Source organism: Streptomyces sp. NPDC026246 (genome assembly GCF_055567995.1).
In genome coordinates, this window is sequence record NZ_JBVHPJ010000009.1 from 182,719 (window position 1) to 195,801 (window position 13,083).

Genomic DNA, 13,083 nt, shown 5'->3' on the forward strand with positions numbered 1-13,083 from the left:
CCGGCAGTCGTCGGCCGCGTGCACGGCCGGAAGCGCGCGGCCGGGTGCGCGACCCCCCGCACCCGCCCCCGTACCCTTGTCCCCGTGACCAGCCCCGCCCCCGACGCCCTGCTCGGCCCCGCCGACGTCCGAGAACTCGCGGCAGCCCTCGGCGTACGCCCCACCAAACAGCGCGGACAGAACTTCGTGATCGACGCGAACACCGTCCGCCGCATCGTCCGCACCGCACAGGTCCGCCCCGACGACGTGGTCGTCGAGGTCGGCCCGGGGCTCGGGTCGCTCACCCTCGCACTGCTGGAGGCCGCCGACCGGGTCACCGCCGTCGAGATCGACGACGTGCTCGCCGCCGCGCTGCCCGCCACCGTCACGGCCCGCATGCCCGAGCGCGCCGACCGGTTCGCCCTCGTGCACCGCGACGCCATGCACGTCACCGAGCTGCCGGGGCCCGCCCCGACCGCGCTGGTCGCCAACCTGCCCTACAACGTGGCCGTCCCGGTGCTGCTGCACATGCTGGCCACCTTCCCGACCATCGAGCGCACCCTCGTCATGGTCCAGGCGGAGGTGGCCGACCGGCTCGCCGCCGCCCCCGGCTCGAAGGTGTACGGCGTCCCCTCGGTCAAGGCCAACTGGTACGCGGAGGTCAAGCGCGCCGGTGCCATCGGCCGGAACGTCTTCTGGCCCGCGCCGAACGTGGACAGCGGCCTGGTCTCCCTGGTCCGCCGGACCGAGCCCCTGAGGACCACGGCCTCCAAGGCGGAGGTCTTCGCCGTGGTGGACGCGGCCTTCGCCCAGCGCCGCAAGACGTTGCGGGCCGCGTTGGCCGGCTGGGCCGGCTCCGCGGCCGCCGCCGAGGAGGCCCTCGTCGCCGCCGGCGTCTCGCCGCAGGCCCGGGGCGAGTCCCTGACGGTGGAGGAGTTCGCGCGGATCGCCGAGCACAAGGCGGCCCCCGGCCGGCCGGAGGAGTCCGCGTGAGCGTCACGGTCCGCGTCCCCGCCAAGGTCAACGTCCAGCTGGCGGTCGGCGCCGCCCGCCCCGACGGCTTCCACGACCTGGCCAACGTCTTCCTCGCCGTCGGCCTCCACGACGAGATCACCGTCACCCCGGCCGAGGAACTCCGCGTCACCTGCGAGGGCCCCGACGCCGGCCAGGTGCCCCTGGACCGGACGAACCTGGCGGCGCGGGCGGCGATCGCGCTGGCCGAGCGGTCCGGCCGCAGCCCCGACGTCCACATCCACATCGCCAAGGACATCCCCGTCGCCGGCGGCATGGCGGGCGGCAGCGCGGACGGCGCCGGCGCGCTGGTCGCCTGCGACGCCCTCTGGGGCACGGGTGCCTCCCGCGAGGAACTCCTCGACATCTGCGCCGAGCTGGGCAGCGACGTGCCGTTCAGCCTGGTCGGCGGGGCCGCCCTCGGCGTCGGACGGGGCGAGCGGCTGACGCCCCTGGAGGTCGGCGGCACCTTCCACTGGGTGTTCGCCATGGCGGAGCGCGGCCTGTCGACCCCGGCCGTCTTCCGGGAGTTCGACCGGCTGGGCGAGGGCACGGACATCCCCGAGCCCGTCGCCGCACCGGAACTCCTCGCCGCCCTGGCCAAGGGCGACCCGGACGCGCTCGCCGCGGCCGTCTCCAACGACCTGCAGCCCGCGGCCCTCTCCCTCTTCCCGGAACTCGCCGGCACCCTGGCCACGGGTCGCGCCGCGGGCGCCCTGGCCTCCCTGGTCTCGGGCTCCGGCCCCACCACGGCCTTCCTGGTCCGCGACCCGGAGTCGGCGGCGGCGGTGGCGCAGGCCCTGATCTCCTCCGGCACCTGCCGCACGGCCCGGACGGCAGCCGGCCCGGCTCCGGGGGCGACGCTCACGGGCCGTTGAGCGCGGGGGGCGACCGGACCCGGCCAGGCGCGAGGACGCCGTCCGTCCCGCCCCCCCCGCCGGAGCACCCCCGCCGGCGCACCCCCGTGCCGGACTACCCTTGAGGGTCGATCCATCCCCCTTGGCAGGAGAGTAATGGCCGTCAACCTGGTCAATGTCGAGAACGTCAGCAAGGTGTACGGCACCCGTGCCCTGCTCGACGGCGTCTCCCTCGGCGTCTCCGAAGGGGAGCGCATCGGTGTCGTCGGGCGCAACGGCGACGGCAAGACCACCCTCATCCGCATGCTCGCCAAGCAGGAGGACGCCGACACCGGGCGCGTCACCCACTCGGGCGGGCTGCGTCTGGGCGTGCTGACCCAGCACGACTCCCTCGACCCCGAGGCCACCGTCCGCCACGAGGTCATCGGCGACATGGCCGACCACGAGTGGGCCGGCGACGCCAAGGTCAGGGACGTGCTGACCGGCCTGTTCGGCGGGCTGGACCTGCCCGGCTTCCCCAAGGGCCTGGACACCGTCATCGGCCCGCTCTCCGGCGGTGAGCGCCGCCGCATCGCCCTCGCCAAGCTGCTCATCGAGGAGCAGGACCTGCTCGTCCTGGACGAGCCCACCAACCACCTGGACGTCGAGGGCATCGCCTGGCTCGCCCGGCACCTGCAGACCCGGCGTTCCGCCCTCGTCTGCGTCACCCACGACCGCTGGTTCCTCGACCAGGTCTGCACCCGCATGTGGGACGTCCAGCGCGGCGCGGTCTACGAGTACGAGGGCGGCTACTCCGACTACGTCTTCGCCCGGGCCGAGCGCGAGCGCATCGCCGCCACCGAGGAGGTCAAGCGCCAGAACCTGGTCCGCAAGGAGCTGGCCTGGCTGCGCCGCGGCGCGCCCGCCCGCACGTCCAAGCCCCGCTTCCGCGTCGAGGCCGCCAACGAGCTCATCAGGGACGTCCCGCCGCCCCGCGACAGCAGCGAGCTGATGAAGTTCGCCTCCACCCGGCTCGGCAAGACCGTGTTCGACCTGGAGGACATCACCGTCCAGGCCGGCCCCAAGGTCCTGCTCAAGCACGTCACCTGGCAGCTCGGCCCCGGCGACCGGATCGGCCTCGTCGGGGTCAACGGCGCCGGCAAGACGTCCCTGCTGCGGGCCATGGCCCAGGCGGCCCGGACGGAGGGGGAGGCCCAGCCCGCGGGCGGCCACATCCGGGTCGGCAAGACCGTCAAGCTCGCCTACCTCTCCCAGGAGGTCGCCGAACTCGACCCGGCCACGCGCGTGCTGGAGGCCGTGCAGCAGGTGCGCGAGCGCGTCGACCTCGGCAAGGGCCGGGAGATGACCGCCGGGCAGCTGTGCGAGACGTTCGGCTTCTCCAAGGAGAAGCAGTGGACGCCGGTCGGCGACCTGTCCGGCGGTGAGCGCCGCAGGCTCCAGCTGCTGCGCCTGCTCATGGACGAGCCCAACGTCCTCTTCCTCGACGAGCCCACCAACGACCTCGACATCGAGACGCTGAACCAGCTGGAGGACGTCCTCGACGGCTGGCCCGGCTCGATGATCGTCATCTCCCACGACCGGTTCTTCATCGAGCGCACGACCGACCGGGTCTTCGCGCTGCTCGGGGACGGCGCCCTGCGGATGCTGCCCCGCGGCATCGACGAGTACCTGGAGCGGCGCCGGCGCATGGAGGAGGCCGCGGCCGCCACCCCCGCGCCCGCCGCCGCGCAGCAGTCCGCCGCCCCCGAGAGGAGCGCCGCCGACCAGCGCGCGGCCAAGAAGGAACTGCAGAAGATCGAGCGGCAGCTCGACAAGGTCTCCGAGAAGGAGACCAAGCTCCACGCTCAAATCGCCGATAACGCCACGGACTTCGCGAAGGTCGCCGAACTGGACGCGGAGCTGCGCGAGTTGGCCGGTCAGCGCGAGGAGCTGGAGATGCGCTGGCTGGAACTCGCCGAAGACGCGTGAAGGGCGCGTGAAGGCGCGTAACGAGGGCATCACGGGCCGGTCCTCCCTTGGGAACAGGGGATGGGACGGCCCGTTCGCTTGTCGGAACGGGGTGATAGAAAGAGCCGTCTTAGAACTTTATGGAACGACTCTGAGCGCTCCGGGTGCCTCAGGGCGTGGCGAAAAATCAGTGAAACGGGGGGAGCGACTGATGTCTCAGCCGCCCAGCCAGCCGCCGCAGGGTGGCTTCGGAGCACCGCAGGACCCGCCGCCGCAGGGCGGTGGCTTCGGGGCACCGACCCCGCCGCCACCCCAGGGCCCGCCCCAGACGCCACCGCCCCCGCAGGGCCCGCCGCAGCCCGGCTACGGCTACCCCCAGCAGCCCCCGCAGCAGCCCGGACCCTTCGGCCGGCCGGGCCCCTACGCCCCCGGGCCCTACGGCCAGCCGCAGCAGCCGGGGCCCTACGGCCAGCCGCAGCAGCCGGGGCCCTACGGCCAGCCGCAGCAGCCGGGACCGTACGGCCAGCCCGGTTACGGCTACCCGCAGCAGCCCGGCTACCCCGGCGGGCCCGGCACCCCGCCCCCCGGCGGCTCGCGCGGCCCCTTCAAGGGCAAGCCCGCCGCCATCATCGGCGCGGCCGTCGCCGCGCTGCTCGTCGTCGGCGGCACCGTGTGGGCCGTCACCGCGACGGGCGACGACAAGGGCGACAAGAAGCCGGTCGCCCAGGGCAGCGACGACCCCAAGGGCGGCTCCTCCGCACCGGTCAACCCCGGTGACGGCGACGGCGACGGCGGCGAGGACCCCGACAACCTCAACGAGGGCCGCAAGGATGGCGAGGCCAGGGTCCTCTGGTACAAGGAGGCGCCCGACGCCCCCGGTTCCGGCGCCGAGGCCCCCGGTATGTGGATCACGGACAAGACCGCCGTGAAGGCCGCCTACAAGCAGCTCCTCGCGTTCGACGTGGCCGACGGCAAGCCCGCCTGGGACACCGTCACCTTCCCGCAGAAGATCTGCGCGACGACCCCGCAGAAGACGGCCGACGACAAGATCGTCGTGGCGTACATGAGCGGCAGCAGCGACCGCGCCAAGTGCAACCAGCTCCAGGAGATCGACCTGGACACGGGCAAGAAGGGCTGGACGCAGGAGGTCGCCGACGGCGCCCTGTTCGACTCCACCCTCTCCGTGGAGCTGACGGTCACCGGCAGGACGCTGATGGTGGGCCGCTCCCAGTCGGGCACGGCGTACGACGTCACCAGCGGCAAGAAGCTCTTCGACAAGAAGCGCTACGGCGACTCCTGCTTCCCGGCCGCGTTCGCCGGCGGCGAGAAGCTCATCGCCGTCTCCTCGTGCGGTGCGGGCGGTGACAACCAGCACGACGAGGTGCAGGAGCTCGACCCGAGGACCGGCAAGGCCCGCTGGACGCAGAAGTTCGACAAGGGCTGGCGGGTCGCGCGCGCCTACTCGGTGAACCCGCTGGTGATCTACAGCACCAATGAGGACAAGAAGGCCTGGAACATCTCCACCTTCACCTCCGGCGGCAAGTTCCGCTCGCAGGTCGGCTTCGACGAGGACTTCGCCCCCGAGTGCGGCTGGGCCATCCTCGCGCGGGACCTCCAGGGCTGCGAGGGCGTCGCCGCCGACGACGACACGCTCTACCTGCCGACCAAGGCGACCACCGGCGCCAACGAGATCGTCGCGATCAACCTGGCGAGCGGCAAGGAGAAGTGGCGGGTGAAGTCCCCGGCCGAGGAGTCGATGGTCCCGATGAAGGTCGAGGACGGCAAGCTCATCGCCTACGTGGAGCCCTCCTACGACGGGGGCGGCCGGGTCGTCTCCATCGCGACCGGCGGCACCGGCCACAAGCCGGTCGAGCTGCTGCGGAACCCGCAGGGCGCCGCGGACATCGAAAAGGGCTTCTTCTCCAAGGACATGGACTGGGCCGACGGGCGCTTCTACCTCTCCACCACCCGGCTGAGCGGGAACGACGACTCCAAGGAGAAGTTGATGCTCGCCTACGGCAAGTGACTCTTCCCCTTCCCGGACCGCTTGTCCCCCCGTCGCCGTCCGTCCCCTTCCCCGAGGTACTCACGTCATGACCCAGCCGCCCCCTCCGCCGCCCCAGCAGCCCCCGCAGGGAGGCGGGTTCGGCCCGCCCCAGGACCAGCCGCCCCAGGACCAGCCCCCGCAGACCCCGCCGCCTCCCGGCGGTCCGAACCTGAACAAGGCCCCGGAACCGGGCTACGGCTACCCGCAGACGCCTCCCGCGGCTCCGCAGACGCCCCCCGCGGCCCCGCCGCAGCCGGCGCCCGGCTACGGCTACCCGCAGGGTGCGCCCCAGCCGCCGCAGCCGGCGCCGGGCTACGGCTACCCGGGCCAGCAGCCGGGACCGTACGGGCAGCCCGGCTACGGGCAGCCGCCGACGGTGCCGTACGGGCAGCCGGGCCACGGGCAGCAGCCCGGGTACGGGCAGCCCGGCTACGGCTACCCGCAGGGGGCCATGCCGCAGCAGCCGCAGGCCGGACAGCCGGGCGGCGGCACGTTCAACGCGCAGGTGGCCATCATCGTGGCCGCGGTCGTCGCGATCGCACTGATCATCGGCGGCGGCGTCTGGTACGCCAAGTCCGGTGACGGCGATGGCAAGAAGGACGACACCGCCAGTTCCAGCGGCGGCACCGGCGGCTCCGACGACGGCAAGGGCGGCGCCTCCGGCGGCGAGGAGAAGGCCCCGGCCGACCCCGGCGCCAAGGTCCTCTTCCAGGTCCCGGCGCCCGAGGTGAAGAACGACAGCACCGTCGTCGTCTCCGGCTCGTGGCTCACCGACAAGGCGTACGTCAAGAGCGGCATCGCCAAGATCGTCGGCTACGACCGCGACAAGGGCACCGAGCTGTGGACCGTTCCGCTGCCCGGCCCGGTCTGCCAGGCCAGCCGCCACGTCACCGACGACAACAAGACGGCGATCCTCTACCAGCCCGCCATGCCCACCAAGGCCAAGCCCTCGCACGGGTGCAGCCAGATCGCCCTCATCGATCTCGACGGGGGCAAGAAGCTGTGGACCAAGACGGTCGACACCGGCGGTGACCCGATCAGCTTCAACAACGTCACGCTCAGCGGGCAGACCGTGGCCGTCGGCAGCACCAGCGGCGGCGCCGCGTTCGACACCTCCGGCAAGCTCCTGTGGAGCCCCAAGACGAGCGACTCCTGCTACGACGCCGGGTACGGCGGCGGCGAGAGGCTCGTCGCGGTGCGCAAGTGCGGGTCGTACGGGGCACGGCAGTTGCACATCCAGACCATCGACCCGAAGTCCGGGAAGGTGGTCTCCGAGTACAAGATGGCCGAGGACATCGAGTACGCGAGCGTCGTGTCGACCGACCCGCTCGTCGTGGCCGCCGACGTCGGCGACTCCGCGGGCGACGGCAGCGGCATCTCCGACTTCTTCTCCATCGACAACAGGACCGGCAAGCTGCGCACGCGCATCGCCGCGCCGGGCGAGCAGTTCGCGGCCCGCTGCGAGGGCATCACGCGCATCGAGTACTGCACCGGCATCGCCGTCGGCCCCGACCGGCTGTACCTGCCGACCGAGGAGCACGACGGCACCGGCAAGTACAGCCAGACCAACGAGATCGTCGCCTTCGACCTCACCACCGGCAAGCAGACCGGCCAGCGGGCCGACGCCGGCGAGGGTTACACGATCTCGCCGCTGCGCATGGACGGCGGCAACGTGATCGCCTACAAGCGCCCGCCGTACGACAAGGGCGGGCAGGTCGTCAGCATCGACGGCCGCAGCTTCAAGCAGACCAAGCTGCTGGAGAACCCGGCGACCGAGCAGGTGCGGGACGTGGAGAGCCGGATGTCCCCGGACTACTCCGAGTACCTCTACGCCGACGGGCACCTGTTCATGTCCCGGGTGTACGCGAGCAAGCGGTCCACATCGGGCGACGAGGAGTACCTCGCGGTCGGCTTCGGTACGAGCTGATCGGCTTCCGGTCGGTTTCCGACCGAGCGGTGGCCACGACGGTCCCGTCCCTGTTCAGGGGCGGGACCGTTCGCGTTTGGGGCGGTCAACCTCGTATACGAGGAATTCCCGCGATCCGGGGCGATTCTCACCGGTAGGGGGAGCGCGACGTCGAACAAGCGTGTAGCTTCCGGGGGCATGAAACGGGGGAGCCGGGGGGCTTCCATCAGGGGGCCGGGGTGACTGGGGGGTTGCTCGATGGGAGTGCGGCTCATGGTGGTCGACGACCACCGTCTGCTGGCCGAGGCGCTGGCCTCGGCGCTGAAGCTGCGGGGGCACCGGGTGCTGGCCGCGGCCGCGCCGGCCGCGGGGGCGGCGGAGCTGGTGATCACACGGGCGCCGGAGGTGTGCCTGCTGGGCACGGCCGCGCCGGCGGAGCCGGGCGCCTTCGACCCGGTGGTGCGGATCAAGCAGGAGCGGCCGCAGGTCGCGGTCCTGGTGCTGGGACCCGTCCCGAACCCGCGCGGCATCGCGGCGGCCTTCGCGGCGGGGGCGTCGGGCTACGTCCGGCACGACGAGCGCATCGAGGGCGTCGAGCGGGCGATCATGAAGGCCCGGGCGGGGGAGGCGGCCGTGGCGCCGCAGCTGCTCCAGGGGGCGTTCGCCGAGCTGCTGAACCCCGCCGCCCAGCCGGACGACGAGGGGCAGCGGCTGCTGTCGATGCTCACGCCCCGGGAGGTCGAGGTCCTGGTCCGCGTCGCGGACGGCGAGGACACGCGCCTGATCGCGGCGGGCATGGGCATCGCCCCCTCCACGGCCCGCACGCACGTCCAGCGGGTCCTGATGAAACTCGGCGTCGGCTCCCGCCTGGAGGCAGCGGCCCTGGCAGCCAGAACGGGCCTCCTGGACCGGGCAGGCCCCCCGCGGGGCCCGGCGGGGCAGGAGCCCTGACGTGCCCCGGGGGAGCCGCGTGCTGCCTGCGGCTCCCCCGGTTGCGGCTGCTCGGCGGATTCGCCGCCATCGGCGCGTCGGTACGACGGACGGCCGCTCAGTCCCGCGGCTCCTGGTCCGGCGTGGCGTCCGGCGTGGCGTCCGGCGTGGCGTCCGGCGTGGTGTCCGGCGGTGGCGGGGCCACCGGCCTCAGCTTCAGCCAGGCCAGGAAGAACAGCCCCAGCAGGAGCATGCCCAGGCCCGTCCAGAGGTTGATGTTGACGCCCTCGGCCTTGTCGATGTCGGCGTCGGACGCCGTGAAGCCGGCGATCGTGACGATGACGCCGTACAGCACGAACAGCCCGCCGATGATGCGGCGGATGTCGAACAGCCGGGCGGCCGTCGCCGATTTCCCCTGCAGCTCGCTGACTTCCCGCTGCACGTCCTTCTCGGAGTAGAACTCGGACATCTGTCAATCCTCCCTCGAAAAAGCGGGAACGGTCAGAACGAGAACGGGATGTAGCACGCCGCGGCCAGGATCACCGCGCCCCAGCCCAGCAGCGCCGGCCTGCGGTACCACGCCTCGTCCCCGGGTGCCGGCGGCTCCGACATGCCGGGCGAGGTCGTGCCGTAGACCAGGCCCTGGAGCTCCGCGGCCGGCTTGGGCGCGGTGAACAGCGACACCGCCACCATCACGACCGCGCCCGCGACGAACCCCGCGATCGCGGAGACGAAGTTGGCCCCCTGGTCGGAGGGGATGTCGATGATGTCCTGCTTGTAGAGGACGAAGTAGTTGACCATCGCCGCCGTCGTACCCGCCAGCAGCCCCCAGAAGCCGGACTTGACCGACGCCCGCTTCCAGAACATGCCGATGATGAACACCACGAACATCGGCACGTTGAAGAAGGAGAACAGCGTCTGGAGGTAGGCCATGATGTTCGAGAAGGACCGGGCCAGGAACGCCGTGCCGATGGACGCCAGGACGCCGACCGCGGTGATGAGCCGGCCGAAGCGCACGTAGTACTCGTCCTCGCGGCCCCGGACGATGTACTTGGCCCAGATGTCGGTGGTGAACACCGTGTTGAACGACGACACGTTGGCCGCCATGCCCGCCATGAACGCCGCGAGCAGACCCGTCACGGCGATGCCCAGCACACCGTTGGGCAGCAGCTGTTCCATCAGGTAGGGGATGGCGTCGTTGTACTGCAGGTCCGAGCCGGCCGTGCCGATCTTCGGGACCAGGGCCGCGGCCACCAGGCCGGGGATCATCACCAGGAACACGATGAAGATCTTGGGGAACGCGGCGATCAGCGGGGTGCGCTGGGCCGCGGAGAGGTTCTTCGCGGACAGGGCGCGCTGCACCTCGGCGAAGTTCGTCGTCCAGTAGCCGAACGACAGCACGAAGCCGAGCCCGAGGACGATGGTCAGCCAGTTGGCGCCCAGCGGGTTGTCGCTGCCGATGCCGGTGCCGCCCCACGAGGTCATGAAGTCACTGCCGTGCTGCGAGGTGAGCTTGTCGGACAGCCCGTCCCAGCCGCCGACGCTCTTCAGCCCGAGCACGGTGATCGGGATGAGCGCGGCCAGGATGACGAAGAACTGCAGGACCTCGTTGTAGATCGCCGAGGACAGACCGCCGAGCGTGATGTACGCCAGCACGAAGAACCCGGCGACCACGATCGCCACCCACTCCGGCCAGCCCAGCAGTGCCTCGACGACGATCGCCAGGGCGTACAGGTTGACGCCGGCGATGAGGATGGCCGCGAAGGCGAACAGGATCGAACTGAGCAGGTGCGCCGCCTTGTCGAAGCGCAGCAGCAGGAACTCGGGGACCGAGCGCACCTTGGAGCCGTAGTAGAAGGGCATCATCACCAGGCCCAGGAAGACCATGGCCGGGATGGCGCCGATCCAGTACCAGTGCGTGGTGTAGACGCCGTACTGGGCGCTGTTGGCGGCCATGCCGAGGATCTCGGTGGCGCCCAGGTTGGCGGCGATGAACGCCAGTCCGGTGACCCAGGCGGGCAGGGAACGGCCCGACAGGAAGAAGTCCAGGCTGGTCTTCACCGACCGGCGGGCGGCGAAGCCGATGCCGAGGACGACGACGAAGTAGATGCCGAGGATCGTGTAGTCGAGCCAGTTGGTGGGGAGCCGCAGCTCGGCCGACAGATACAGGGGGGGATGCATGAGCCCTCGCTTCGTAGCGCGAACCGATACCTGGCGGAATCCACTTCTCCGCGTTCCGTCATTGAACACGTCCGGTGGTGCACTTTGTTTGATTGTGATGTTGACCCGCTGTGGTGAGTTGTGTTTCAATATGTTGGGTTATGTTTGAAGGATGAGTGAGCAGGATGAGGGAGTCCGGCGTGAAGAAGACCTCGACCCGGCTGGCCGACGGCCGCGAGCTCCTCTACTACGACCTGCGTGACGACACCGTCCGGGACGCGGTCGACCGCCGCCCCCTGGACCGCACGGTCACCACGTCGGAGATCCGCCGCGATCCCCTGCTCGGCGACGCGGTCGCCGTCGCCTCGCACCGCCAGGGCCGCACCTACCACCCGCCGGCCGACGAGTGCCCCCTGTGCCCCTCCGAGGGCGACCGGCTCAGCGAGATCCCCGACTCCTCCTACGACGTCGTCGTGTTCGAGAACCGCTTCCCCTCCCTGGCCGGCGACTCGGGCCGCTGCGAGGTCGTCTGTTTCACCTCCGACCACGACGCCTCCTTCGCCGACCTCGGCGAAGAGCAGGTGCGCCTGGTGCTGGAGGCCTGGACCGACCGCACCTCGGAGCTGTCCCATCTGCCCGCCGTGGCACAGGTGTTCTGCTTCGAGAACCGGGGCGCCGAGATCGGCGTGACGCTCCAGCACCCGCACGGGCAGATCTACGCCTACCCCTTCACCACCCCGCGCACCGCCCTGATGCTCCGTTCGGCCGCGGCCCACAAGGAGGCGACGGGCGGGGAGAACCTCTTCGACGCCGTCCTGCGCAGCGAACTCGCCGGGGAGCGGGTCGTCCTGGAGGGCGAGCACTGGGTGGCCTTCGTGCCGTACGCGGCGCACTGGCCCTACGAGGTCCACCTGTACCCCAAGCGGCGGGTGCCCGACCTGCTCGCCCTGGATGAGGCCGCGCGCACAGAATTCCCCAAGGTCTACCTGGAACTGTTGAGGCGCTTCGACCGGATCTTCGGTGAGGGCGAGCCGCCGACGCCGTACATCGCGGCCTGGCACCAGGCACCGTTCGGCGCGCTGGAGGAGTTCGACGGGGTCGTGCGCGAGGACTTCGCACTGCACCTCGAGCTTTTCACCATCCGCCGCACTTCCGGCAAGCTGAAGTTTCTCGCGGGTTCCGAGTCCGGCATGAACGTGTTCATCAACGACGTGCCGCCGGAGCGCGCGGCCGAGCGACTGCGAGAGGTAGCGAGTTCATGAGCGGGAAGTACCTGGTGACGGGCGGGGCGGGATACGTCGGCAGCGTGGTCGCCCAGCACCTGCTGGAGGCCGGCCACGAGGTCGTCGTGCTCGACGACCTGTCCACGGGCTTCCGCGAAGGCGTCCCGGCCGGGGCCGCCTTCGTCGAGGGTGACATCCGCGACGCCGCCAAATGGCTGGACTCCTCCTTCGACGGCGTCCTGCACTTCGCCGCCTCCTCCCAGGTCGGCGAGTCGGTCGTGAGGCCGGAGAAGTACTGGGACAACAACGTCGGCGGCACCATGGCCCTGCTCGGCGCGATGCGCGAGGCGGGCGTGCGCACCCTGGTCTTCTCCTCCACGGCCGCCACCTACGGCGAACCGGAGCAGGTCCCGATCGTCGAGTCCGCCCCCACCCGGCCCACCAACCCCTACGGCGCCTCCAAGCTCGCGGTCGACCACATGATCACCGGTGAGGCGGCGGCGCACGGCCTGGGCGCGGTCTCCCTGCGCTACTTCAACGTGGCGGGCGCCTACGGGCAGTTCGGCGAGCGCCACGACCCCGAGTCCCACCTGATCCCGCTGGTCCTGCAGGTGGCGCAGGGCCGGCGCGAGGCGATCTCCGTCTTCGGCGAGGACTACCCGACGCCGGACGGCACCTGTGTGCGCGACTACATCCACGTCGCCGACCTCGCCGAGGCCCACCTGCTGGCGCTGAAGGCCGCCACCCCCGGCGAGCACCTGATCTGCAACCTGGGCAACGGCAGCGGCTTCTCCGTCCGCGAGGTCATCGACACCGTCCGCCGGGTCACCGGCCACCCGATCCCCGAGATCGTCGCCCCCCGCCGCGGCGGCGACCCGGCGATCCTGGTGGCGTCCGCCGCCACGGCCCGCGAGGAGCTGGGCTGGAATCCGTCCCGCGCGGATCTCGCGGGCATCGTCGCCGACGCGTGGGACTTCGCCCAGCGGCACGGCAAGCAGTAGCTACGAGAAGGTCAGGGGAGCA

General features: G+C 71.4%; 10 protein-coding genes. 8 read left to right on the forward strand and 2 right to left on the reverse strand.

Annotation, left to right across the window (positions count from 1 at the left end; genetic code table 11):
* Positions 1–84 precede the first annotated feature (84 nt).
* From rsmA to ACZ4M5_RS23400, 6 genes are all read left to right on the forward strand, one after another.
* Complete coding sequence (gene rsmA / locus ACZ4M5_RS23375; RefSeq protein ID WP_467739767.1) at positions 85–972, forward strand: 16S rRNA (adenine(1518)-N(6)/adenine(1519)-N(6))-dimethyltransferase RsmA; 888 nt, start codon at positions 85–87, stop codon at positions 970–972.
* Complete coding sequence (locus ACZ4M5_RS23380; protein ID WP_467739768.1) at positions 969–1,868, forward strand: 4-(cytidine 5'-diphospho)-2-C-methyl-D-erythritol kinase; 900 nt, start codon at positions 969–971, stop codon at positions 1,866–1,868. Before rsmA ends, ACZ4M5_RS23380 begins: the two co-directional genes overlap by 4 nt.
* A 135-nt stretch (positions 1,869–2,003) precedes the next feature.
* Positions 2,004–3,815: an ABC-F family ATP-binding cassette domain-containing protein gene (locus tag ACZ4M5_RS23385; protein ID WP_467739769.1), complete on the forward strand. Its 1,812-nt coding sequence runs from the start codon at positions 2,004–2,006 to the stop codon at positions 3,813–3,815.
* Positions 3,816–4,005: 190 nt separating this feature from the next.
* Positions 4,006–5,820, forward strand: a complete 1,815-nt coding sequence (locus ACZ4M5_RS23390) for an outer membrane protein assembly factor BamB family protein (RefSeq protein WP_467739770.1) — start codon at positions 4,006–4,008, stop codon at positions 5,818–5,820.
* 67 nt (positions 5,821–5,887) lie between these two features.
* Positions 5,888–7,768, forward strand: coding sequence for an outer membrane protein assembly factor BamB family protein (locus ACZ4M5_RS23395; protein ID WP_467739771.1), 1,881 nt, complete (start codon positions 5,888–5,890; stop codon positions 7,766–7,768).
* A gap of 237 nt (positions 7,769–8,005) precedes the next feature.
* A complete protein-coding gene (locus ACZ4M5_RS23400) occupies positions 8,006–8,698 on the forward strand; it encodes a helix-turn-helix transcriptional regulator (RefSeq protein WP_467739772.1) in 693 nt (230 codons plus the stop codon).
* 97 nt (positions 8,699–8,795) lie between these two features.
* Here ACZ4M5_RS23400 and ACZ4M5_RS23405 read toward each other — a convergent pair whose 3' ends face one another.
* Positions 8,796–9,146: a hypothetical protein gene (locus tag ACZ4M5_RS23405; protein WP_467739773.1), complete on the reverse strand. Its 351-nt coding sequence runs from the start codon at positions 9,144–9,146 to the stop codon at positions 8,796–8,798.
* 32 nt (positions 9,147–9,178) lie between these two features.
* Entirely contained in the window at positions 9,179–10,858 is a 1,680-nt protein-coding gene (locus ACZ4M5_RS23410) for a sodium:solute symporter family protein (protein ID WP_467739774.1), read from the reverse strand.
* Positions 10,859–11,037: 179 nt separating this feature from the next.
* On the opposite strand from ACZ4M5_RS23410, the gene galT reads away from it, so the two are divergent.
* Positions 11,038–12,099: a galactose-1-phosphate uridylyltransferase gene (gene galT / locus ACZ4M5_RS23415; RefSeq protein ID WP_467739775.1), complete on the forward strand. Its 1,062-nt coding sequence runs from the start codon at positions 11,038–11,040 to the stop codon at positions 12,097–12,099.
* Positions 12,096–13,061, forward strand: coding sequence for a UDP-glucose 4-epimerase GalE (gene galE, locus ACZ4M5_RS23420; protein WP_467739776.1), 966 nt, complete (start codon positions 12,096–12,098; stop codon positions 13,059–13,061). The genes galT and galE overlap by 4 nt, the downstream gene beginning before the upstream one ends.
* The last annotated feature ends 22 nt before the right edge of the window (positions 13,062–13,083 follow it).

What these genes read in the sequence shown, in the direction of transcription:
- ACZ4M5_RS23410 (WP_467739774.1), bottom strand. Translation starts at nt 10,858, where the DNA reads ATGCATCCCCCCCTGTATCTGTCGGCCGAGCTGCGGCTCCCCACCAAC.
- ACZ4M5_RS23405 (WP_467739773.1), bottom strand. Translation starts at nt 9,146, where the DNA reads ATGTCCGAGTTCTACTCCGAGAAGGACGTGCAGCGGGAAGTCAGCGAG.
- ACZ4M5_RS23400 (WP_467739772.1), top strand. Translation starts at nt 8,006, where the DNA reads ATGGGAGTGCGGCTCATGGTGGTCGACGACCACCGTCTGCTGGCCGAG.
- ACZ4M5_RS23390 (WP_467739770.1), top strand. Translation starts at nt 4,006, where the DNA reads ATGTCTCAGCCGCCCAGCCAGCCGCCGCAGGGTGGCTTCGGAGCACCG.
- ACZ4M5_RS23395 (WP_467739771.1), top strand. Translation starts at nt 5,888, where the DNA reads ATGACCCAGCCGCCCCCTCCGCCGCCCCAGCAGCCCCCGCAGGGAGGC.
- ACZ4M5_RS23385 (WP_467739769.1), top strand. Translation starts at nt 2,004, where the DNA reads ATGGCCGTCAACCTGGTCAATGTCGAGAACGTCAGCAAGGTGTACGGC.
- galE (WP_467739776.1), top strand. Translation starts at nt 12,096, where the DNA reads ATGAGCGGGAAGTACCTGGTGACGGGCGGGGCGGGATACGTCGGCAGC.